This window comes from Paenibacillus sp. Y930 (assembly GCF_056786375.1).
In genome coordinates this window covers 513,364-536,938 of the sequence record NZ_JBXCIX010000003.1, presented here as the reverse complement: position 1 = coordinate 536,938, position 23,575 = coordinate 513,364, and the positions used below count along the sequence as shown (strand labels likewise).

At 38.1% G+C, this 23,575-nt stretch carries 24 protein-coding genes and 2 pseudogenes; 23 read left to right on the top strand and 3 right to left on the bottom strand.

What is annotated here, in order from left to right; all coding sequences use genetic code 11:
• The first annotated feature begins 390 nt into the window (after positions 1 to 390).
• Together AC1TO5_RS11270 and AC1TO5_RS11265 are read left to right on the top strand one after the other, a co-directional pair.
• Positions 391 to 639: a hypothetical protein gene (locus AC1TO5_RS11270; protein ID WP_482062893.1), complete on the top strand. Its 249-nt coding sequence runs from the start codon at positions 391 to 393 to the stop codon at positions 637 to 639.
• Between the two features lie 12 nt (positions 640 to 651).
• Complete coding sequence (locus AC1TO5_RS11265) at positions 652 to 1,263, top strand: sulfurtransferase (RefSeq protein WP_482063117.1); 612 nt, start codon at positions 652 to 654, stop codon at positions 1,261 to 1,263.
• A 293-nt stretch (positions 1,264 to 1,556) separates the two neighbouring features.
• Here AC1TO5_RS11265 and AC1TO5_RS11260 read toward each other — a convergent pair whose 3' ends face one another.
• Positions 1,557 to 2,129 (bottom strand): Crp/Fnr family transcriptional regulator, encoded by a 573-nt coding sequence (locus AC1TO5_RS11260; RefSeq protein ID WP_482062892.1) that lies wholly within the window; start codon positions 2,127 to 2,129, stop codon positions 1,557 to 1,559.
• 275 nt (positions 2,130 to 2,404) lie between these two features.
• Between AC1TO5_RS11260 and AC1TO5_RS11255 the strand changes: the two genes are divergently transcribed.
• The 6 genes and pseudogenes from AC1TO5_RS11255 to AC1TO5_RS11230 all read left to right on the top strand — a co-directional run bounded on the left by AC1TO5_RS11255 (position 2,405) and on the right by AC1TO5_RS11230 (position 6,477).
• A complete protein-coding gene (locus AC1TO5_RS11255) occupies positions 2,405 to 2,800 on the top strand; it encodes a DUF2306 domain-containing protein (protein WP_482062891.1) in 396 nt (131 codons plus the stop codon).
• A gap of 9 nt (positions 2,801 to 2,809) precedes the next feature.
• Positions 2,810 to 2,920: pseudogene (locus tag AC1TO5_RS11250) on the top strand (sulfurtransferase); the annotation flags it as partial.
• Between the two features lie 373 nt (positions 2,921 to 3,293).
• Entirely contained in the window at positions 3,294 to 4,838 is a 1,545-nt protein-coding gene (locus tag AC1TO5_RS11245) for a stalk domain-containing protein (RefSeq protein ID WP_482062890.1), read from the top strand.
• 227 nt (positions 4,839 to 5,065) lie between these two features.
• A pseudogene (locus AC1TO5_RS11240) lies at positions 5,066 to 5,476 on the top strand (SDR family NAD(P)-dependent oxidoreductase); the annotation flags it as partial.
• 213 nt (positions 5,477 to 5,689) lie between these two features.
• A complete protein-coding gene (locus AC1TO5_RS11235) occupies positions 5,690 to 6,184 on the top strand; it encodes a pyridoxamine 5'-phosphate oxidase family protein (protein WP_482062889.1) in 495 nt (164 codons plus the stop codon).
• Between the two features lie 107 nt (positions 6,185 to 6,291).
• The gene (locus AC1TO5_RS11230; RefSeq protein WP_482062888.1) at positions 6,292 to 6,477 is read left to right on the top strand and encodes a hypothetical protein; all 186 of its coding nucleotides are present in this window, start codon (positions 6,292 to 6,294) and stop codon (positions 6,475 to 6,477) included.
• A gap of 81 nt (positions 6,478 to 6,558) precedes the next feature.
• Here AC1TO5_RS11230 and AC1TO5_RS11225 read toward each other — a convergent pair whose 3' ends face one another.
• Positions 6,559 to 7,872: a DUF4179 domain-containing protein gene (locus tag AC1TO5_RS11225; protein WP_482062887.1), complete on the bottom strand. Its 1,314-nt coding sequence runs from the start codon at positions 7,870 to 7,872 to the stop codon at positions 6,559 to 6,561.
• Positions 7,869 to 8,375, bottom strand: coding sequence for a sigma-70 family RNA polymerase sigma factor (locus tag AC1TO5_RS11220; protein ID WP_482062886.1), 507 nt, complete (start codon positions 8,373 to 8,375; stop codon positions 7,869 to 7,871). Before AC1TO5_RS11220 ends, AC1TO5_RS11225 begins: the two co-directional genes overlap by 4 nt.
• A gap of 173 nt (positions 8,376 to 8,548) precedes the next feature.
• On the opposite strand from AC1TO5_RS11220, the gene AC1TO5_RS11215 reads away from it, so the two are divergent.
• From AC1TO5_RS11215 to AC1TO5_RS11145, 15 genes are all read left to right on the top strand, one after another.
• The gene (locus AC1TO5_RS11215; RefSeq protein WP_482062885.1) at positions 8,549 to 9,328 is read left to right on the top strand and encodes an alpha/beta fold hydrolase; all 780 of its coding nucleotides are present in this window, start codon (positions 8,549 to 8,551) and stop codon (positions 9,326 to 9,328) included.
• Between the two features lie 157 nt (positions 9,329 to 9,485).
• Positions 9,486 to 10,253 carry a DeoR/GlpR family DNA-binding transcription regulator gene (locus tag AC1TO5_RS11210; protein ID WP_482062884.1) on the top strand — a complete coding sequence of 256 codons (768 nt, stop codon included), beginning with the start codon at positions 9,486 to 9,488 and terminating at the stop codon, positions 10,251 to 10,253.
• A 202-nt stretch (positions 10,254 to 10,455) separates the two neighbouring features.
• Positions 10,456 to 11,241 (top strand): phosphonoacetaldehyde hydrolase, encoded by a 786-nt coding sequence (gene phnX / locus AC1TO5_RS11205; RefSeq protein WP_482062883.1) that lies wholly within the window; start codon positions 10,456 to 10,458, stop codon positions 11,239 to 11,241.
• Positions 11,242 to 11,273: 32 nt separating this feature from the next.
• Positions 11,274 to 12,413, top strand: coding sequence for a phosphonoacetaldehyde reductase (locus AC1TO5_RS11200; protein ID WP_482062882.1), 1,140 nt, complete (start codon positions 11,274 to 11,276; stop codon positions 12,411 to 12,413).
• Between the two features lie 28 nt (positions 12,414 to 12,441).
• Positions 12,442 to 13,833 carry a hypothetical protein gene (locus tag AC1TO5_RS11195; RefSeq protein WP_482062881.1) on the top strand — a complete coding sequence of 464 codons (1,392 nt, stop codon included), beginning with the start codon at positions 12,442 to 12,444 and terminating at the stop codon, positions 13,831 to 13,833.
• 15 nt (positions 13,834 to 13,848) lie between these two features.
• Positions 13,849 to 15,483, top strand: a complete 1,635-nt coding sequence (locus AC1TO5_RS11190; RefSeq protein ID WP_482062880.1) for an ABC transporter substrate-binding protein — start codon at positions 13,849 to 13,851, stop codon at positions 15,481 to 15,483.
• A 100-nt stretch (positions 15,484 to 15,583) separates the two neighbouring features.
• Positions 15,584 to 16,504: an ABC transporter permease gene (locus AC1TO5_RS11185; RefSeq protein WP_482062879.1), complete on the top strand. Its 921-nt coding sequence runs from the start codon at positions 15,584 to 15,586 to the stop codon at positions 16,502 to 16,504.
• A 1-nt stretch (position 16,505) separates the two neighbouring features.
• Positions 16,506 to 17,357, top strand: a complete 852-nt coding sequence (locus AC1TO5_RS11180) for an ABC transporter permease (protein ID WP_482062878.1) — start codon at positions 16,506 to 16,508, stop codon at positions 17,355 to 17,357.
• A gap of 14 nt (positions 17,358 to 17,371) precedes the next feature.
• A complete protein-coding gene (locus AC1TO5_RS11175) occupies positions 17,372 to 18,406 on the top strand; it encodes an ABC transporter ATP-binding protein (protein WP_482062877.1) in 1,035 nt (344 codons plus the stop codon).
• On the top strand, positions 18,378 to 19,349 hold the full coding sequence (locus tag AC1TO5_RS11170) for an ABC transporter ATP-binding protein (RefSeq protein ID WP_482062876.1): 972 nt from the start codon (positions 18,378 to 18,380) through the stop codon (positions 19,347 to 19,349). Before AC1TO5_RS11175 ends, AC1TO5_RS11170 begins: the two co-directional genes overlap by 29 nt.
• Before the next feature lie 13 nt (positions 19,350 to 19,362).
• Positions 19,363 to 20,277 carry a metallophosphoesterase gene (locus tag AC1TO5_RS11165; RefSeq protein ID WP_482062875.1) on the top strand — a complete coding sequence of 305 codons (915 nt, stop codon included), beginning with the start codon at positions 19,363 to 19,365 and terminating at the stop codon, positions 20,275 to 20,277.
• Positions 20,278 to 20,539: 262 nt separating this feature from the next.
• The gene (locus AC1TO5_RS11160; protein WP_482062874.1) at positions 20,540 to 20,683 is read left to right on the top strand and encodes a hypothetical protein; all 144 of its coding nucleotides are present in this window, start codon (positions 20,540 to 20,542) and stop codon (positions 20,681 to 20,683) included.
• Positions 20,684 to 20,842: 159 nt separating this feature from the next.
• Positions 20,843 to 21,289, top strand: coding sequence for a LytTR family DNA-binding domain-containing protein (locus AC1TO5_RS11155; protein ID WP_482062873.1), 447 nt, complete (start codon positions 20,843 to 20,845; stop codon positions 21,287 to 21,289).
• 14 nt (positions 21,290 to 21,303) lie between these two features.
• Positions 21,304 to 21,732 (top strand): DUF3021 family protein, encoded by a 429-nt coding sequence (locus tag AC1TO5_RS11150; RefSeq protein WP_482062872.1) that lies wholly within the window; start codon positions 21,304 to 21,306, stop codon positions 21,730 to 21,732.
• Between the two features lie 178 nt (positions 21,733 to 21,910).
• Positions 21,911 to 23,218: an alpha/beta hydrolase family protein gene (locus tag AC1TO5_RS11145; RefSeq protein WP_482062871.1), complete on the top strand. Its 1,308-nt coding sequence runs from the start codon at positions 21,911 to 21,913 to the stop codon at positions 23,216 to 23,218.
• Positions 23,219 to 23,575: the final 357 nt, after the last annotated feature.

Below are 23,575 nucleotides of genomic sequence, written 5' to 3'. Positions count from 1 at the left end.
TGGGAGAATGCAGTAATAATAAATTTATATTTGATTAATCATGTTCATTGCTGTGAATACATACAATATATAGGCTAGTACACAATTAATTAATGGAGTAAACTAAATGCAAAGGTATTGAATTAAAAAGGATTCCGATGCGACTTATTATTATGAAGCAATACAAGTGAAGTCACAAAAAGTTTTAGATAATGCTTCCGAAGTAACTTTTTATTTACAGGAAGCAATTAAGGAAGTCACAAAAAGTTTTAGGTAATGCTCTCGAAGTAACTTTTTATTTGCAGGAAGTAACTCAGGAAGTCACAAAAAGTTTTAGCTTATGCTTCCGAAGTAACTTTTTGTTTGCGGGAAGCAATTAAGGAAGTCACAAAAAGTTTTAGGAGGAGCAATATGTCATATTTCGTTAGTAAGGAATGGTTGCAGCAGCAGTTAACAGTAGCAAATGCTGATGATGCTCAGCTTGTTATTGTAGATGTTAGATATGATCTTGCAGATGAAGATGCTGGGGAATTTGCTTATCGTGAAGGTCATATTCCACAAGCACATTATGCTAATCTAAGTTATGATCTATCAAGTGGAAAACGTCCAGATGGAGTAGGCGGCAGACATCCGTTACCTGATCCACAGACGGTGGCATAATTTTTTGGAACAATTGGTATTACAACTGGATCAGTAGTTGTAGCCTATGATGATCAAGGTGGTGCTATGGCATCTCGTCTTCGTTGGTTGTTGCAATGGATTGGTTTTGACGGAGAAGTATATGTGCTAGAAGGCGGGTTCAAGTCTTGGCAAGAAGCTGGACTTGCAGTTAGTACGGACATTCCAGATCGAGTACAAGACTGCGAGCTACCTGTATTATTGAATGATCATATACTGGTCGATCAGCAATATGTGCGTAGCAAGATTGGTGTTGCAGGGACAGTAATTATAGATTCACGAGATGGCGCAAGATATCGTGGCGAGGTAGAGCCAATTGATAAAGCAGCAGGACATGTTCCATCGGCAATCAATCATTTCTGGCAAGAAGGTAAGAAGGCTGACGGGTCATGGAAAAGTGCTGAAGAACAAGCTCAGCGTTTTGTAGCGATAGATAAGAATGCTGAAGTGATTGTCTACTGTGGTTCAGGTGTCACGGCGACACCGAATTTCTTCGCTTTGCAGGAAGCTGGTTTCAGTAATGTAAAGCTTTATGCGGGTAGCTGGAGCGACTGGAGCTCGGACAGCGTGAATCCGGTGACAACAGGGGAAGAAGAGAAGGCTTAAACGGCATAGTAGTATATGGCTTGAAGTACATCGATCATGTGGCGATGTACTTCTTTGAGTTATGCTCAGGGACGTAAAGATTAACACGGAGTCAACACACGTTTCATGAAAATGCTTTTGTGAAGATTCGCACTGAGCGCTTATATGTAAAGTTTCTGCTTCTAAAGGGCATTACGAACGAGCTGATCATTACGTCCAGCCCGACCATGAAGAACGGCAACGCGCATGTCGGCATGCCTGGGATCTGGCCTCGTGGATGCCGCTTATTTTCGTGCTTTGCGTGAATGGCTAGATTATCGTTTGTTGCGAATGCGGCTAAGCGATACAGGATTGATCGCGAGGAAGGCTGCGATTTGATATTGGGGTATTCGGCTCTCGAGATCAGGGTACTGCTTCTGGAACAAGCGGTATCTTTCCTCGGCAGTTAATTCGACCAGTTCGCGTTCTTTGCGCGACTTGGCAATGAACAGTTCTTCCGCCAGCTTCCTGCCGAACCGTTCCCAGCAGGCATGGCGATCATATAGCGTCTCCATTACGGATTTCGTAAAGAGAGCGATGTGGGAATCCTCCAACGCCTGGATCGACAAGAACGCTGACTCGGCGGTCAGAAGCGAGCGGTAGTCCGTGAATAGTTGGCCATCTGTGACGAAGCTTTTGATATGTTCGGAGCCATCCTCGTTCTCGTAAAACATGCGGAACAGCCCATCCTCGCAATAGTAGACACTCTCGCAGAAGTCTCCGGCATGGACGAGAAATTTCCCTTTTTTGACGTTCTTCCAGATCAGTTGATCAAGGAAATACTGTTTCTCTTCGTCGGGGATCGTCGTCATGCGAGCGAGCGCACCGATAATGGTCGATGGTTTCATGCGTCACCTCAAATCGTATCGTTCGTCATTAACATAGGTTATGGATCGTACCTCATCTGTCTTATACACTGATCATAGCATAATCTTGGCAAGAGAGAATGCAAACATTGGAGAGGAATGAGGTGCGGTATTGAAGAAAAAGTTATGGTGGGTTATGACGGTACTCGCGATTCTCGTAGCAGGGTACGCGATCGTTCAGTATTACGTATTAGGTCCCGATAAGGCAGCTCTTGTGAACGGGAAGTTGGAGGAACAAACATTGCATCGGATTTGGTATGGCATGCTCTACGTCCATGTGGCGGGGAGTTGTGGTTGGTGGCTTGACGGGTGCTTACCTCGCCTTTCAAGCGACGGGCGGACTTGTGTCCACGTTAGGATTTCTCAGTCTCGCTATCGGCTGGTTGGGCAGTATTTATCTGGCAGTAAAGACGATAAGAGCAAAGCGGACGGACTTGCATCGCAGATGGATGATCCGCAATTATACCCTGACCCTTGCGGCCGTCATGCTTAGGTTATGGCTCGGCATCTTTATATTCGTCTTTGGGGGGGAGAACTTCGTCGCAAGCTATACGGTTATTGCCTGGTTATGCTGGGTACCGAACCTGATCGCCGCGGAGTGGTATCTTAGGAGGCGAAGGAGCGTTTCGATGGAAAGTACAGTAGAGGCTTGAGACTGTTTCGCCTTGCAAGAAACAGGATTTACTAAAGTGAGGCTGTATGCAGGGAGCTGGAGTGATTGGAATAGTAATGAGGGGAATCCAGTTACGACTGGGGACGCAGAGAAGGAGTAAACTGAACTGAATAGTAGTATATAAATCCTGAATACAGAGCATGACGGGGGAATACCCCAGTTGCTCTGTATTTTTTATGTTCGGAATCAACAATCAACATCGTTTTGCATCATCATATCGTTAAAAGGTTTGTTCTATCTTCGCTATGATAAAATCCCCTTCGGTAGTTGAGTCTATCATAACTGTCTACCGTGCGGCTAACTCTTAAGTTCACTCTATACTTATTTGGTTGTAACCTAAGTTACAGAAAAATATTAATAATGAAATTATAATATTTTATAGAAGTAATTTCCCAGAGGTTTTTTATGGAAGGATAACCAAAGTGGGAGTGATATAAAAAGTGAAGATAAAATTTGGTAAAGGGAGATTTAAAATGATGAAAAAAAATTTAATCGCACTACTTGTTTTTGTATTAATTGTATTCAGCGTATCTGCTATACCCGCAGCTGCGGAAACAGTAAGTAAGCAAGGGAAAGTAACATATACACCAATCTACGTTGATGGCAAGAAAACAGAAGCGGATATTCTATCGATTTCAATCAATAATTCATTATATTTACCGCTTCGGGCAACTTCTCAGTTACTTGGATTCAAGATAAGCTGGAGTCAAGAGGATCGAGCGGTTTACATTACCACTGGTTCTGCGACATCGGTGGCTTCTACAAACAACGAGAATGGGATGAAGGTAGGCGCAACAGTATCGGTATTGAAATCCACCCCCTCAATCTATGTTGACGGAAAGCTAGTTCAATTATTGGACACGAATCAAAATCGAATTTATCCGATATCATACAAAAATAGCATATATTTACCAATACGGGCATTAGCTACTTCACTTGGACTAGAAATCAAATGGGACAGTATGAATGGGCAAGTCAATATTAATACTCAGACAATTGAAAAGCCAAAGGGAGAAAAGGGTGAGACAGGTCCGCAAGGTCCAGAGGGTGATAAAGGAGATAAAGGTGATCCGGGGTATTCAGGCTCACAAGGTTCCAAGGGTGATCCGGGATCAGCGGGCTCGCAAGGAGATAAGGGTGATAAAGGCGATCCGGGAGCAGTAGGCTCGCAAGGAGATAAAGGTGATAAAGGCGATCCGGGATCAGCAGGACCGCAAGGAGATAAGGGTGATAAAGGCGATCCGGGAGCAGTAGGAGCGCAAGGAGATAAAGGTGAAAAAGGCGATCCGGGAGCAGTAGGCTCGCAAGGAGATAAAGGTGACCAAGGCGATCCGGGAGCAGTAGGAGCGCAAGGAGATAAAGGGGATAAAGGCGATCTGGGAGTAGCAGGTCCGCAAGGAGATAAGGGTGAAAAAGGCGATCCAGGAGCAGTAGGAGCGCAAGGAGAAAAAGGCGATAAAGGCGATCCGGGAGCAGTAGGACCGCAAGGAGATAAAGGTGACCAAGGAGATCCAGGGCCAGAGGGTCCTGCAGGCCCGGCAGGGACTGGGACTTCTGTTACCTCGGAAGGATTTTCTGCTTCGGGTACGACATCCTCCATCGCTAGTAGCACGGAATTCACGAATTGGAGTGATGTATCCCCTTATTACGGAAGCCTTGCATTCGATCCTGCTACAGGGATATTTACGGCACCAGCCACTGGTAAGTATGCGATACATGCTACTGTTAACTATAAGACTAACTCTTCAGTTAGTGCAAGCATAGGAAACGGTATTGATCCAGTTTTTACTGTGAAGAAGAATGGCAACACCGATTTAATAAAAGGTTATATGCCTATCTTAGACGTCAATATAGCACTGATTTTAACTCTAAGGACCGTACTAAGTAGTGCGACGGTGACGCTAACCGGTAATGTAGAGCTACAAGCTGGTGATGACGTTAGATTATATTACGAAGCAGACGGCCTAACCCTTGGTTTCAGTACGGATATAGTCTGGTCGATTCATCAGCTACCCTAATACAAGATTGCATGAGGGGCAGTTGTGTCTTGGGTAATAGAAACAGCTCTTAACAGAAATGGAGTCGGGCTATTCTCTTTGGGAGAATGGTCCGACTCTATTTTCAAATAGGACTCTTTAACGAGGTGCCATGCCGACAACTACTTAATATGCTCCGATGTAGTTACACTTTAAAGTTGATGGCGCCGGCTGCATTTTTGACTCCACTACAAGTGACGCGTAGCTTCGGACTGAAATACGTTGTTCCTGTCATGAAGAAGCAAGGGTACGGCAGTATTGTAAATACTTCTTCAGGTGCAGGGCTAATGGGTACTCCGGGATTCGTTGGTTACAATAGCTCCAAACATGCTGTAATGGGAATGACCAAAGTAGTTGCATTGGAAACAGCTCCATTCGGAGTTCGTGTGAACGCAGTGGCACCAGGAGTGATCAATACTCGCATGATGCGTCAAATTGAGAAAAATACAGTCCCACAGGATAGCGAAGGGGCAAGAAAAGCATTTGGTACTGCAGTACCTATGGGAAGATATGGAGAAGCAGAAGAAGTAGCAAATGTAGCAGTCTTCTTACTATCAGATGACGCCTCATATGTGTCTCAATCGATTTATACGGTGGATGGCGCTCAATTAGGGCAGTAAAATTTAATATATGAATTACAGTAAATAGCCACTTATCCGAGTGGCTATTTTTTTGTTTAAATCTATTTTGAGTGAATTAAATTTCAATTAGAGATGCTATAGAAACAAGTAAGGTACATAAATGGTTTAAAGTTAAAAAATTAATGTTTAGCTTCTGTCATTTTTGCGAAAGATAACAGATAATCTGGCAATATAAAAAGTGAGGTGCTGAATATGACAAATACACATGAATTAGATCAGGAGGCAATTGAAACGGTAAGGAATTTAATTATAGGAATAGACATAGCCATGCTAACATCAGCCACGGAGCAAGGTCTAGTATCGCGTCCTATGAAGACTCAAGAGGTTGAATTTGATGGAGACTTATGGTTTATGACAATGAAAGACACCAATGTATATGATGAACTCGTTAACTATCCGAATGTGAATGTAGCATATGCGGGTAAATCCTATGTTTCGATACGGGGAAAAGCTGAATTAGTGGATAGCAGGGATAAGATAAAAGAATTTTGGAATATAGCTTACGAAAAGATGCTGAAAACGACTAGTGATGATCCTAATCTAATATTAATCAAAGTTAAAGCTGACACTGCAGAGTATTGGGAGATGGGAAACTGGACTAAGGTAGTAAAGGAGTTAATGAACAAACTAACAGGTAAACAGTCCGAGGAATCAGCTTTGAACCAAGTTGTCGATCTAAGTAACTAAGACATGATAAAAAACATCGTGCTGGACAAACTATTTATGAAAATATAGCTACGAGATATAATATTTTTTCTGTATTTCGTAAAAGGGATTAATGAGGAGGATTAACAATGTTAAATGAAGAAGTGAACCATACGAAATCGAAAGACGGTTCCAATGAAAAAGGAAATAAGGCAAAGAAGAGTCATAACAAACAGAGTTTCAAAAACACCAACGAAGAGTTTGCTACTGAATTAGGAGTTAATGATAATTCTACCGAGAGAAATCCTGTAAGCGAACGATCTGCATGGAATTAGATGCATGTTAGGCAACGACAAAACAAACGGACTAGATGTCACTAGTCCGTTTTCATATGGTTATACAATTATTTGAATCTACTATTTAAGTTCAACTTGAATACGTCCAGTTCCATCTAAATATTGCTCATAGCGTGCAATCTCTAGTTTTACTGGGTTAACGGGTAGCTTTTCGACATTTCTTATATCAAAAAATTGCCCAATTAACATATAGTTTTCGTAATCTGAAATCCATGTACTATATGAATTATAAATTTCACCATCTGCATCAATTAAATTATCAAACACGCCCTTATGTTCATTCTTTGCATATGAAAATAATTTATATTCAATTTCAAAGTTATCTTTTATTTCAAGCTCAATATTAATATTTTCAGACTGAGTAATAACTTTTTTCTTTTCAAAATCAATCACAATAAATTGATCAGCTTTATTAATCGCTTCAATTTCTCGTAGTTCAATCGTAATACTTTCTGGGATACGGAAATAATTACTTTCTAGCATGATACTAAATTGCTCATCCTTATAACTACCAAATCCAACGTAACCGTTTCGGATTTTACCCCATTCCTCTTGATGCTCATCATATATGCGAATATCCTCGAAGCTTAATATTTTTTTTGAATTTGATGGATCAATAGACATTTTTAGTTCAGATCTAATCGGAGAAATAATCAATTCATGTATCGTAAAGCCTTGCCCATCAACTATTACATGCTTATTAATAGGGTAGCTTTTTGATAGTTTAATCTCATTCTTTAATGTAAATGGAATCTCGAAGACTGTTTCTGGGCGTTCACGAAGCGATAATATAAGCTCAAAGTCCCTAGATGAATAATCCATACCTTGGCTTGTGCCGATGTCAATTGTATTTTCAACTTCATATGTTCCTTCTTGTTGTCCTGTCCAGCCACTACCAACAGATGCATTTACTAGTTGAGAATTCTGTTTAACGTCTGTTTTTACGCCAGTGAAAATTGCTAAGTCTTCATCTGACTGAATGTTATAGGAAATGATCATTCCGGATTCATCCGCTACAACACCTGTAATCGTGAGTGTTTTTCCATTAATGGTTTGGCTCGCATTAATGGGTTCATAATATTCGTTGTTAATAATATCTTCAATTCCCTTATCTAAAGCAATCATTTCAACAAGAGCCTTTAATCCGGGAATTTGTGCGGCCGCATATGCAAGAGCAGGGGACATCCGGATGGATCCAATGAAGATAGTCATAATGATTGCAACAGCAATTGTGGATTGTAAAAGTATTTTATTACGAATTCTTTGTTTTTTTAATCGCTTATACGCAATAAGTTGAGCTTCGGACTCTAATGATCCCATTGGTATTGTTTCAAGTAATTCAAAATATTGTTGTTCTTTCTCAAACTGACTCATGAAATGCCCCCCTCTCCTAATAATTGACGAAGTTTCTTTAACGTTTTATGTAACCTTGATTTTACAGTACCTTCAGGAATGTTATGTAATGTTGCAATTTCACTATTTTTTAGATCCTTAAAGTACTTTAAGTGAATAAGCTCCTGTTGCTCAATAGGTAGTTGTGAAATTACATCACCTAGCTCAAATAACTCATCCATATGCTGAGGTAGTTCTGCTATATCATTGGTTAAGACAATTCGTTTTTGCTGTCGCTTCATCATTAAACATGTATTAATAACAATACGTACGAGCCAAGTTTTGAAATATAGAGGCGTCTGAACTCTATGTATGTTTTTTAGGCATTGATACGTCATCTCCTGCAAAGCATCATTTGCATCATGTTCATTTTGCATATAGCTATATGCAACACGATACATAGGTTCTTTATATAAATTTAGTAGCTGAAGTTGAGCAGCTTCATTTCCACTAATCGCTTGTTTGGCAAGTTCAATTTCGTCCATCGCAATACCTCCTTTAATGATTAGATGCAGCAATCGAATGGTTCGTTCATTTTATTTTATAAAAAAACCATATTCTAATCCAACTTTGCTCAAATTAAATATAGGCATTCACCTAATTCCTCTCAAATGAATACGTTATTGTTATCAAGAATATCATTATCGGAGGAGTTAGCGTGGGAAACTATGTAACCGTAGAACCGGGTGTAAGTGTTTATATTGAAGATATTAATCCGACGGGAAAGAAGACAATTCTCTTTTTACATGGATGGCCATTGAGTCATAAACAGTTTGAATATCAATATAACATTCTTCCTGCTATGGGATATCGTTGTATAGGTATGGATTGGAGAGGTTTCGGGAATTCAGATAAACCGTTCACTGGATACAGTTTTGATAGATTGGCAGACGATGTTCGTGCTGTAGTCGATGCTTTGCAATTGAAAGATTTTGCCTTAGCGGGTCATTCCACGGGCGGAGCGATATGTATTCGCTATATGGCGAAGCATCAAGGATATGGAGTAACTAAGCTCGTACTTATAGATGCTGTGTCTCCACACGCATTACCTGCAGATACTGCAAATCACTTCATTGCAGAAACACTTAATGATAGACCCAAAATGTTGTGGGGTTTATCGGATCTCTTTTTCTTTCAATATATAACGCCACCATTATCGGATTGGTTCTTTCAGCTAGGATTGCAAGCGGCTGGTTGGTCCACTGTTGCAATTATGGAAACACTAAGAGATGAGAATGTGAATAACGATCTGGATAAAATAGAAGTACCTACACTAATTATTCATGGTATCCATGATCAAGTCATCCCATTTTCTAATGCTGAGGAAACAAGTAAACTGATTAAAAATAGTAAGCTTGTCCCTTTCCAATATAGTGGTCATGCGACGTTTTATGATGAACGTGATAAGTTTAACAAGCTATTGATGGAATTTATTTAGTGAGACATTTTAGTTGAAACATTATACGGGTCATTTATTCCCATTAACGAATGAATCGATATTTTATATGGCTAGTTTTCTTCCTTTACTACTATTATGATATTTGCTATATTAAAAATGCAATAACAAGCAAAAAAAAGGATAAAGAGGCGGTTTCATGTTAGCGTCAGAACGTCATCGTATAATTTTACAAGAGCTTGAGGAACGTGGAAATGTAACAGTTAAGGAACTAAAGGATACAATGCAGGTCTCACTTGATACTGTAAGACGAGATCTAGATTATCTAGAACAAGTAAATAAATTAATACGTGTACATGGTGGAGCTGTAGTAATCGATGAAGCGGTTACCAATAAATCTTTCCATAAGAGAACAATTACCTATCTACAAAGAAAGAAGCAAATTGCGACAAAAGCAATGTCCCTAATAAAAGAAAATCAAGCAATCGCATTAAATGCAGGAACAACTAATATTGAAGTGGCTAAGAAGTTAGTAGATAGCTTTAATCGATTAACGATCATTACTAATTCGCTTAAGGTAGCAGAAGTATTAGCTGAGAACCGAAACTTTACGATTATTGTTCCAGGTGGAATATTAAATGCTGAGGAGTATTCTTTATATGGCAGATCGTTTGAACAGGAATTATCTCGTTTTAATATTGATGTAGCTTTCATTGCAGTTAATGCTATTTCTTTGGAGAAGGGACTTACTGATTTTAGACAGGGTGAATCTGAGGTTATTAATGCAATGTTGCAATTTGCTAATCAGAAGATTGTTGTTGCTGACTCAAGTAAGTTTGAATCTATGTCTTACCTCAATATTTGTCCGATACAGGCGATTGACTCGATCATTACGGACTCACAGTTAGATGCTAGCCTACATGAAAAATACATAGAGCAACAGGTCAATATTATTGTCTCAGATTAGCTGCATAAGAAATTAAATACCTTTACACAAAAATGAGCATTCGCTATGGAATGCTTTTTTTTATTGCGATTATTATATAAAACAGCAAAATAAATTAAAATATTGTAAAACTTATGTAAATAAACGCAAAATACATTGAATTATATTTTGAATTATATATAATCCGAGGAGTAAGATAAAAAATCTTGAGAGGAGGTTTAATATGAACAAGAGTATACAGGCAGTTATTTTTGATTGGGCAGGAACGACTGTAGACTATGGTTGCTTTGCACCAGTTCAAGCCTTTGTTTCTGCTTTTGCAAAAAAAGAAATTGTTGTTACAACTGAAGAGGTCCGTAGACCGATGGGACTTTTGAAGATGGATCATATCAAAACAATGCTTACATTTGAACGAATAGAAAAGCTATGGCTTGACAGATATGGGAGTTCACCAACGGAAGAGGATATTTATGAGCTATACGACTATTTTGAGCAGGAGCTAATGCTTTCCTTAGAAGACTATACAGATCCAATACCTGGTGTGTTAAATCTAATAAAAAGACTTAAAGCAGACGGAATTAAAATCGGATCAACTACAGGCTATACTAAAAAAATGATGGAGGTTGTAGCGCCTCATGCAGCATTGAAAGGATACCAGCCTGACTACTTAGTATGTGGAGATGAATTAAAGGCAGGTCGTCCTTATCCCTATATGATTTATAAAAATATGGAAGAGCTTGAGGTGTTTCCACCACATGCAGTGATTAAGATTGGGGATACGATTTCAGATATTCATGAAGCAAAAAATGCTGGTGTATGGAGTGTAGGCGTAATAAAAGGGGGAAGTGAGCTTGGTTTAACAGAAGCAGAGGTTCATGCATTGAGTGAGCAAGCACTTTCACAAAAAATGGATGACGTTCGTGCTCGTTATATTGCTGCCCAAGCAGATTTTGTTATCGATGAAATAGGAGATATATATAGTGTCATTATGCAAATTGAACAAAGGTAAATGATTGGATTGAAGGAATTGGAGTGATGCAGGTGAGTAAATTTTTCAATCCAGTATGCTTATATTTTGAAGCGGATGGAGCAAAGCAACTAGCGGCAGCAATAGAAACATCCTTTTCACATATCAACAATGTTCTGCTTTTAACTAGGGGAGCAAGTGTAGAGAAAATGGAAGTTTTAGCGCCAATTATGGAGCAGCTATATCAAAAAAACGTGTTAATTAAGGAGATTACACTATCTAATCCTAATTTAACAGACATTGTCGAACTTACTAATCAAATCTCTAAGTTCAATTATGAGCTAATTATATCAATTGGCGGTGGTAGTGTACTGGACATTGCCAAAACATTAATTGCGACAAAATCTCAAGAAATTAAAGATACGAATAGCTTGCGAACTATTATTGTGGAGCAAAGTTATTCAGAAAAAGATTTATCGATTCCTTGGATTGGAATTCCTACTACTTCTGGTACAGGTTCTGAACTGACAAAGTGGGCAACGGTTTGGGATACTGAGTTGGATTTGAAATACTCTGTATCACATGAGAAATTGTATGCTCACAGTGCATTGATTACGCCACAGTTAACACAGCATATGCCATTAAAGTTAAGTGTAATCACGTCTCTAGATGCACTATGTCATGCGACGGAAGCATATTGGTCTATTAATAGTAATCCTAATACGAGAGTTTATTCTCTACAAGCAATCCGAGAGATTATGATGTATTTACCTTTACTAAAGCATGATCCAACAAGCTTAACGATCCGTAATAAGCTTGCACTTGCAAGTGCATATGCGGGAATGGCCTTTAGCAATACGATGACGACGGCATGTCATTCCATTTCTTATCCACTAACACTGATGTTTGGCATTGAGCACGGCATAGCAACAAGTATTACACTAGGCTCTCTGTTTTTTATTAACGCTAAAAACATTGAAGAGCTTGAACCGTTATTGCAAGCATTTGGTGTTGATAGTGCTGAACACGTAGAAGATAAAGTGTTCAAGATATATGAACAATATGAACTTTCTACAAAGCTTCAAAGCTACGGCGTAAGTGAAAGCTCACTTCATGACATTGTAGATCGTGCATACACAAAGGGACGTATGAACAATAACCCAGTTATTTTAACGAAGGATCAACTCATCACAGTTTTGCAACGATTACTATAAAACTTTGTCCATCAATAAGGAGGATACTGTGCTAAAGTGGAAAAAAATATGCTCATTAATTGTATTGGTATGTATGATTAGCATTACGATGGTACCACAAACTGAGGCTGCTGTATCAGACACTGTATCGTTCAACTATGATAACAAAAATGTAAGAGTAAAGGTCTATTCGCGAGATGTTGGAGACACTAAAAACAGTCCATTATTTAAATATGGTGATTTGATTAACAGAGCTATTTTATATAAGCAGGATAACCCTAATAAAGACGTGAACATAAAGTTTGCCATGTATAAGGCTAGCTTAAGTGCGTATGTTGGATTTGATCCGAGTCATGCATCCTATGGTTATGTAAAAGGAAATGATCATGGAGGAAGTAGTTCAGAAAAGCTCATCTACTCATTAGTAAAGGCAGCCGAAAATGGTGTGCAAGTCGATTTTGTGTATCACAAGGATACAAATAATGATGTCTATAATTATTTGAACAGTTTTCTTAATAACCCTTCGGATATTAATCCTGCTCAAACCATCGGTGACTTTTTGAAATTTAAAAAGATATCTTGGGGAAATGAAGCCGCTGAGCAAATGCATTCAAAATTTATGACTGTAAGTCATTATAAAGCGGATAATGGAGGGACATTATATGATACTGTCTATGTTTCAACTGGAAATATAGATGAACATAATAATAGCGGTATCCCAATAAATAAGGATTGGGTGCAATCTGGATTATTAATTAATGGTCATCAGCAACTCATGGATTCATTTAATACCTATTTTAAGCTTATCTATGATCATGATAGCAATCAATCACAGTTCCATGCTGCAGTTCGTCAGAAGCATGCAATAGGTGAATTGAATTATGATGATGCACATTTTAGTAGCTATTTCTTTCCAATACCAACATCACCACAAGGGAATTACGTTTATATCCCCGAAACAGGAGATGGAGATCCTTCTAACGGCAATGCTTGGGACATCGAGTTTAACCCTATAGCTAAATATGTAAATCGTATGGCTTCAATGAATGGTAATGTGTATTTTAAGGCAACTGTGTACCATCTTAAGTTTGATAACTTTGGGGATAAGTTTTATAACGAAATGTCCAATATTTACAATAGTGGGTCAAGTGGGTTGAAGCATTTTAGATGGGTGATAAACTTGAATTCTTATGAGCATGTCGTACCAGTCTCAAAATTTAATAATATAGGCATCTTAAAGAGCGGAAAATATACACATGCCAAGGACTATTTATTCGCTTTCAGTAATGCAAGTGAGTATTATACTATTACTGGTTCAACAAATATGAAGCTAGACGAATTTGCGTCTAAGGCAAATGCTAGCATTGTCATTAAAGAGTTTACAAGTACTCATCCCATTTATGATGAATACAAAAATATTTATAACTATCAATACAACTAAATTGGAGGAATCATAATGAAAAGTCCACTGGTTAAAAAGCTAATGATTTTACTTTTCTGTGTTTCGATGTTAGCAGCTTGCACGAATAATGCCCCTAACAACAAGAAATCATCATCTAATACGTCTATACCAATGAATACTGAGAGTCCGGCACCTAGCACAGCAACGGAAACTGGGGAAATTGAACACTTACGAATTGGTACGAATCAGTTTACTGCAGGTCTTGAAAATACAAGAACGTCAAATGCTGATGCACAATTTCAATACAATATCTATGATACTTTAATCCTGCGAGATCCGCACTCTAAAGACTTAGTATATTTGCCTGGTCTAGCTGTAAGCTGGGAAAAAGTAGAGCCTACAGTGTGGGAGTTTAAACTACGCGAAAACGTAAAATTTCATGATGATACGATAATGGATGCAGAGGATGTTGCCTATTCTCTAAATCGTATTTTCGAACAAAGTGAAGAACGTTTTGACAACGCTTATGGACGCTATTTTAATACGTTCGATAAAGTTGAAATTGTTGACAGCTTAACTGTACGTGTACATACATTAGTTGAAGATCCACTTTTGGAAATATTTATATCAGACATTAGTGGTGCTATTACATCAAAGGAATATATTGAGCAGGTCGGACTAGACGCGGCTGATGCCATGCCAGTAGGAACAGGACCATACAAGGTAACTTCTTTTGTACCAAAGGAAAGTGCGGTGCTAGAACGCTTTGATGATTTCTGGGGTGAAAAGGCTCAAGTGAAGAAAGTAACGTATACTTTTATCTCAGAGATTGCATCTCGTGTCACCGCCTTAGCTAATGGTGAGATTGACATCGCTGTAGGTATCCCACCTGAGCAAGAACAAGTATTAGCAAATCAACCGAATGTTCAGTTAGTAGAAGCTGCTTACCCACTATTCCACGTTTTAGTGCTGAACATGAATAATGAATTTATGAAAAATAAAAAATTACGACAAGCTTTAGATTTAGCTGTCGATCGTGAAGCGTTAGTAAGTGCACTATGGAACGATAAAGCAAAAGTCCCAACATCCTTACAATTTTCCGATTATGGGGATATGTATTTAGATGACTTGAAAACAGTTGAATATAATGTTGAGAAGGCTAAACAATTAGTTGCTGAGTCAGGCTATGATGGCACCCCAGTTGAAGTTGTCATTCGTGCAGATTACTATACTAATGGTGATTTAGCTGTTCAAGCTATGATTGAAATGTGGAAGCAAATTGGTGTAACTGCGACATTGACGCAAGTACCAGATGTTAATGCCATTCCAGATTCAGAGGTTATGGTTCGAACTTGGTCCAACCCGCTTTACTACCCAGATCCAATGGGTTTAATTGATGCTTCTTGGTCAGATACGATTTGGGTAAGCACTCGCGGATTATGGGACCCACAAAATCCTGATTGGGATGTTTATATGGAAAAAGCACGTTATTCAACTGACGTAACAGAAAGAAAGGACGCAATTCGTCAATTGAATGAAATTGCAAAAGATGAAGCAGGATTTATTTTAATGTACCAACCTTTTGAATACATTGGAGTTAGCAGTTCTTATGAATGGGAGCTACCTAAAAATTATCGTGCGTATACAATCTCTTTACGCTCTGGTGAAATTAAGTTAACAAATGAATGATAAAATGAATGTTTAGACTATAGAAAAGTCAAATGAAAGCTATTATGACGGTTACCTTCATAGTAGCTTTCTTATTCTAAATGGAAAGAGTGATAGTAGAGTGTATAGTTATCTTTTACAACGAATTGTAAAAGCGATTGTTACCGTATTGGCTGTACTTGCATTTGTTTTTATAGGTGCACGCTTAACAGGTGATCCATTTAGTATGATGTTTCCAGAAGGCTTAACATTAGAGCAAGGACAGGCGTTAAAGGTAAAGTATGGTTTAGATAAACCAATCTATGAACAATTCATTATTTATATAAAAGAAGTATCGCATGGTCATTTTGGTAACAGCATTCATGATGGTCGTGATGTTACGCTCATATTTAAGAATGCAGCCATAGAAACATTTAAACTCGGCATTTGGGCATTTTTGGTGAGTGCAATCATAGGTATAGCATTAGGATTTTTGGCAGCATTTTTCAATAATAGTAAATATGTTAACGTCATTATGTTCATCGCATGTCTCGGATATGCCATTCCTGGTTTTGTGATTGCAATACTATTAATTGTCGTATTTAGCTTTCATCTTAATCTTCTTCCATCAATGGGAATGGGAAGCTGGAAGAGTTATATTATGCCTGTAATTGCTATTTCTATTCATCCCATTGCGACCATTATTAGATATGTTTATACGAGTTTAACAGAAGTACTTTCTCAAGATTACATTCGAACAGCAAGAGCAAAGGGATTAAAGGAGATTGTTGTTATATGTAAGCACGCCTTTCGCAATGCACTGATTCCCATTACAACTGTGCTCGGTATGCTCGTTATAAATATTTTAGGAGGCGCTCTTTTTGTAGAGAGTGTATTCTCATGGCCTGGCTTAGGGAAGCTATTAGTAGATTCTGTAATGAATAAGGATTTTCCGGTTATACAGTTTGCAGTAGTAGGGTTTGCTATCATCGTAGTTATTGTTAATTTATGTGTTGATTTATTGTACGGGATCATTGATCCAAGAGTTCGAAAGGCGGGATAACTTGATTAAATTAACTAGATTTTGGACCTCCTTATCTTGGTATATGAAGCTTAATATGCTTTTGCTAGGCGTGCTTATTTTTATAATCGTTTTTGCACGTTGGATTATTCCATATGATTCTAATGCGACAAACCTTATGCATAATAATTTACCCCCAGTATTTTTAGGCGGTGAATGGGCTCATCCATTGGGCACTGATCAACTAGGTAGAGATTTATTAAGTAGAGTTATTTATGGTATGCAAACAACGATAGGTATAGCTATTATCGGGCTTGTTATTGGCTGTATAGTCGGCGTTGCAGCCGGCTTATTAAGTGGTTATATGGGAGGGATTGTTGATCGCATAATTATGGCTGTAGTTGATTTTCAATTCGCCGTTCCTTATACCTTAATTTTATTAATGGGTATTGTTATTTTTGGTACAGATCCCATTGTTTTTATAGTTTTATTAGGACTTGCAAACTGGGAAAATTACGCGAGGATTGTACGAGGTCTTGTATTATCTCTTCGTGAAAATCAATATATTGAAGCCGCTCAAGCTTCTGGAGGATCTACTTTATATATTATTCGCAAACATATTCTACCTAATATTTTACCAACAGTATTAGTAATGATCACTTTATATTTTCCTGCAATTTTAACGATGGAATCTTCGCTATCATTTTTAGGATTCGGAATTCAGCCACCTACAGCGAGCTTAGGTCGGATGGTCGGTGAAGGTAGAAATTATCTGATGACCTCATGGTGGATCTCAATATTACCAGCGCTACTAATCGTATGTATGTCCTTTATTGTACAAAACATCGGTGATTATTTTAAAGAACGCATGCAGCTTTCGAGTCACAGAGAATAGAGGAGTGTGATTATATGGAGCCATTACTAGAGATAAAACAACTAAAGGTTAAGTTTAGAAAGGACAAAACGGACATTCATGCTGTACATGGTGTTAATTTAACGATTCATAAGGGTGAAATTGTAGCAGTGGTAGGTGAATCAGGCTGTGGAAAAAGTCTAACTGCTTTAGCTATTATGGGGCTAATTGGTCAAAATTCGAAGTTAAAAAACACCCATATTGAGGGAGAAATGCTACTTTATACTGACAAGGACCCTATCTCTTTAACGCAACTTTCAACAAAGGAGTATGAGCAGATCAGAGGCTCACGTATTTCAATGATATTTCAAGAGCCTATGACAGCACTAAATCCTTTATTGACTATAGGTGATCAAATTTCTGAGGTGCTTATTAAGCACAAAGAGATGTCACGTAAATTAGCTAAGCTAAAATCTATTGAATTACTTGAACAGGTAGGCATACCAGAAGCAAAAAATCGCTATCATTCTTACCCCTTTCAATTTTCCGGAGGTCAAAAACAACGAGTTATGATCGCTATGGCAATGGCTTGTGATCCACAGCTGCTCATAGCAGATGAGCCAACGACCGCTCTTGATGTAACGATTCAATCACAAATATTATATTTATTGAAAAAAATAAAACAAGAGCGTCAAACGTCTATGATGTTTATTACGCATAATTTGGGTATTGTTGCTCAGTTTGCTGACACGGTTGCAGTCATGTACCGGGGGATAGTTGTTGAATCTGCTTCGGTGATGGAGCTATTCACTAACCCAAGTCATCCTTACACCCAGCTTCTTCTCGGATCAATTCCGAAAAAAGGCCAGAGAGCTTCACATGGGGAAAGACTTTTAGCTATTCAAGGTACGGTTCCAAGTGCCACTATAACCGTGACAGGCTGTCCATTTCATACAAGATGCCCATATGCTAAAGAAAAATGCAACTCTGAATTACCTCAATTATCAACGCTAAGTAGCTCCCATCAAGTTAGATGTCATTTATTGGAGGAGGAGAAAATGGTTGAGCTCAAATACGCAAATAATAGCTAGCGCACAAAATTTAAGTATTCATTTTGATTTCTCTACTATTTTTAAGAAAAGAAAATTAAAGGCAGTTAATCAGATAAATTTAGATATTTATCGCGGCGAAGTTTTAGCTATAGTGGGGGAGTCTGGCTCAGGAAAAAGCACACTAGGCAGAGCATTATTAAGACTAAATGAGCCAGTTGAAGGGAAAATTTTTTTTGAGAAACAAGAGATTACTTCATATAATCGTAAGCAAATGCAGCCATTACGAAAAGAAATGCAAATGATCTTTCAAGATCCTAATAGCTCTTTAAATCCAAGATTAAAGTTATTGGACAGTATCAGAGAACCTTTAGCAGTTAATCAGCTTGGTAATAAGAAGGAACAAGAGGAACAGATTCGCTCTATTATTGAAAAGGTCCAACTTCCTCAAGATTTTTTGAATAAACTTCCTTATCAGTTATCAGGAGGCCAAAAACAAAGAGTGGCGATAGCTAGAGCACTTGTCTCACACCCAAAATTTTTAGTTGCTGACGAACCGGTATCTGCATTAGACGTCTCTGTTCAGGCTCAAATTATTAATTTATTATCTGATTTAAAAGAAGAGTTGGGTTTAACTATTGCTATTATTTCACACGATTTATCCGTAGTACAATATTTTGCTGATCGTGTTGCAGTTATGTATTTAGGAAATATAGTGGAGATTGGTAATGTAGAAGATGTATTTTCAAGCCCTAAGCACCCATATACGCAAGCCTTACTCGATGCCGCTCCAGAACCCAATCCTTTTACAAAACAAACAGAGCAGCCAATTTTAGGGGAAATACCTAGTCCATTTCACATTCCTAGTGGTTGTGCCTTTCGCTCTCGATGTCAAAAAGCTTTAAAGGAATGTTCGTTGTTCATGCCTGAACTAAAAATCAGTACGAATGGTCATCAAGTGGCATGTATGCTATATAAAAATTAGGATGTGAAGCTAAATGTGCATATTTTCTTTTGCAGTTATTCCTGACACGCAAAAAATAACGAGATATTATCCTGACCTTTTTAAGCGATGTACAACATGGATTCAAAAAAATGCAGAGTCACATCAAATAAAATTTGTCCTGCATGTTGGGGATATTGTAGATCAAGGAGCAATTGAAGAGAAAGAATATCAAATTGCAGAGGCTGCAGTGAAAGGTATTGCGGATATGAACATACCCTTTCTGATATCGCCAGGCAATCACGACTATGACGAACCTATTGTTTCGACAAGTGGTCCTATTTCACCCGAGAATAGACGTTCACTACATATGTTCAATCAATACTTTGGAACCCACAAAATTGAGGAGCAGGAATGGTATGGCGATACATATGAAAGATACAAAACTGAAAACATGTATGCTTTAATTCAAATTGAAACGTCGAATATATTAGTTGTAGTATTAGAATTTATGCCAAGACGAGAAGTGCTGAAATGGCTAGATAAAGTAGTAGCAAAACACCCAGACTACGAGCTCATCATTGTTACACATAGTTATATGAACATAGATGGGCAACGTGTTCATGAAAATAAAAAAACCAATCCGAAGTATAAGTATGAAGCTGTTTCAGATGGATTAGATGGAGAAGAAATGTGGCAAATGCACTTTAAATATTATGCAAAGCTAAGAGCAATATTTTCAGGACACCATCTTCCGATTAATGTTAGTTACAAATTTGATCAAGGAGTACATGATAATTCAGTGTTTCAATGTATGTATAATTGGCAAGGGGAAGAGCGGGGGGGAGAAGGAAGGTTTTGTCTTATTAATTGGGACATAGAAAAACAAAGCATGCAGTTACGTGTATATAATCCTTATCAAGATCTTTTTGAAGAAAAAGAAGATTATGTAATAGAATTTAATTATTAATATATAGAGAGAATTAATCAGCTGGAAGAAATTCGACAATGCTCAAGATTATATGATAGAATGCTTCGCCACGGCACATACCTGACCCTTATTTCACTACACTAAATTTATTGAAGATTAATGGTTGCTTTTATAACGGATTAATATGAAAGAAAACAAGTATATTAAGACGGACAGAGCCTAAGTGGAGTCAGCGCTTGGGTTTTTCTTATGGGGATACTGTAGAGTCATTAGTGGAAGAAATTTAGGAAATGGAAGGGGATTGAAAAAATATGTCGAACTATCTGAGGATAATGATGAAACGGTAACGAACTGGCTGAGGTTAAAGATACACTTCCAGTTGCCACGTACCGCGGCAGAACAGGCACAATATATTGTAGATAATAATCTTGCAATCATTATTTAAGTATGATAGAAAATATATTGCATAGCGAGAATGAATGAATTGAAAACTGGATTATTGAGAATTGTATGGAATTAAGTTACTCAAAATAGAAGCTTATGCGTTTTGTTGTATGATTCACGTATTATAAAAGTTAACAAGTTTTAATTCGAATTTCCGAGGGTGATTTCTATCAAAATTTCCATCGAAGTAATAGACCATACTGAAGAAGAGGAGATCCGCATCAGGTGTCACCAAGTAGACGAAGAAATACATGAGCTCGTTAATAAAATAATGACCGAAACGCTCATTATACTTGGTTATCATGAGGATAAGATCAGCCGCATCAAACTTAGTGATATTTATTATTTTGAAGCTGTTGACGGAAAAGTGTTTGCATATGGTAAGAACACCGTCCATGAAGTTAAACAAAAGCTTTATGAACTGGAGGAACTTTGCAAAGAGAAACATTGTTTTCGCGCCTCTAAATCGACCATTCTAAATATAGCTAAGATTGCCAGTATTCATCCGTCGATCAGCGGCCGTTTCCAAGCATTATTGGATAACGGGGAAAAGGTAGTCATATCAAGGCAGTATGTTCCAATACTTAAACATATGATTGGATTATAAAAGGGAGGACCTATATGAAGTATTCCGAGCTCATAAAAGAAATGATTAGAGATTTCTTAATTATATTTGCCTCCATAATTATAATCATCGCTATTTTGCGGCAAATCTATGCTCCTGATGTAAGTTTCGAATTAAAGACGATTTTTACAATTATGGCTTTCTCTTTTCTGGGTGCTTTGACTGGAATTATATTATATACGCCGCATGCGATTAGCGAGAATAAAATGCGTATTCGAGTAATTTTACATTTTTTGTTTCTGGAAGCCCTATTAATTTTTCTGGCTGTCATCTTGAATCTCGTATACAGCACTTTCGGTATACTATTATTGGCTTTGGAAATCGCTGCAGTATACGCTATCGTTCGCCTACTGACGTATAAGAATGACAAAAAGGAAGCTCAAAAGATCAATGAAAGACTAAAAACCTTTAAAAACGAGGTTTAGAAAACATACACAAACTTTTCCTAAATATAGTCGTATTCGCAGCGTAAGTAGACTTGATTGCGTTGTTTTTTACAACTTATTGGCTCTCAGCTACAGCTTATCGTTTATGCGTATACAACTGCTCAGCCATTTATTATGATGAACTCATAAAAAGTTGGAGGAGGAGCAGAGAAGTCTTATGGAGATTTTAATACTTATTGTTACGTTGGTCTTTGAGTTGGTAATTTCTGTTTATTCCATTGCAACTAAGCAAAGCCGCAGCAACATAAAGAGTTGGACGAGAATCGCAATATTTATAGGATTCGTGATGCTGATCTTGGGGAAAGTTGTCGTATGGGAGTACACTTGGGGGCTGTTTGCAGGCTTGCTCTTTATATTAGCGGTCAAGGAAATTGTAGCACTTCTGCGAAAACAAACACACACTCCGCGTTACAAAGTTTTCTCTACGATATGGAAATTTCTCTTGTTAACACTGACCGTAGTCGTTACCCTTGTTCCTGTTTTACTTTTTCCGCAGCATAGACTACCGCAAGTGACAGGTCCGTATGCAGTGGCGACCGCCACTTACAGCTATGTGGACAAGAATCGTATTGAAGAATTTACGGATCAGGAAGACAATCGGTTTGTTAACGTGGAATTTTGGTATCCTGAACAGGCAGATGGAACATATCCTTTGCTTGTGTTCTCCCATGGATCATTCGGTATTAAAGCAAGCAACACTTCTACCTTTACTGAACTTGCGAGCCACGGTTATGTCGTCGTTTCAATTGACCATCCCTATCATTCTTTTTATACCGTTTCCGAGGATGGAAAGGTCGTGACGGTTAATCCCGAGTTCATGCAAGAAGTCAACGATGCAAATAAAGAAGGGGGTTATTCGCTTGGTGAGTTTTTCGAGCTTACTCAAAAATGGATGAAATTGCGAACGGATGATATGGATTTTGTCATCGATACGATTTTGGAACAAGCCGAGCAAAAAAAAGATTCTGTATATGAACGCATTGATACACAGAAAATAGGCGTGTTCGGTCATTCTATGGGGGGTGCGGCAAGTGTAGCACTGAGCAGAGAACGCGATGACATTGACGCCGTAGTAAATATAGATGCTCCGTTCTTTAGCGAGCTTTTGTATGATAAAGTTACAAACGAATTAACTACAAAATCCGAAGCTTACACCATCCCGCTTCTTAATGTTTATTCGGATGATGTGTGGATACAGCTCGACAACGCTTCTTCGTATATCGCGAATAGAATTTCTAATAAAAATTTTAAAGGTGCATACACCGTTTATTTTAAAGGCGCAAAACATTTAAGTTTAACCGATCTACCTTTATTCTCGCCTATATTGGCAAACTTGCTGCAAGGAGGCAGAATAGCAAGTATTGATAAATATTATGCGATTGAAACTCAAAATGAACTTATCCTTCGTTTTTTTGACTATGCTCTAAAGAATCAAGGTCAGTTTGCTCCAAAAGCGACGTATTGAGTATCTGTTCCGTAAATTTGCAGGTTGTTGCTTAGGCTGTCTAAGCATTCGGGGCATGTGGAGTGCGTAATATTGATGGTACGAAAATGAGGTGTGGCAGTATTGCTCAAGCACGCCTATATGTCAGTTCATTGATGCTGTGGGCTAAGCGGCGAAAATGGATTGGAAATCATCGGTTGGGAAAACAGTATGGGATCGAAAGATAATTTATTCAAATGGAAACATTAAAAGGTAGAGATGATTCTATTATCAGTACTTCGAACCTGCTTCTACAGTAATTGGCGACTCATCTTGAACGTATTTGTAAAAATCAAAAAAACTCCTATATAGGAGTTTTTTTCATAAGCAATGTTAGCG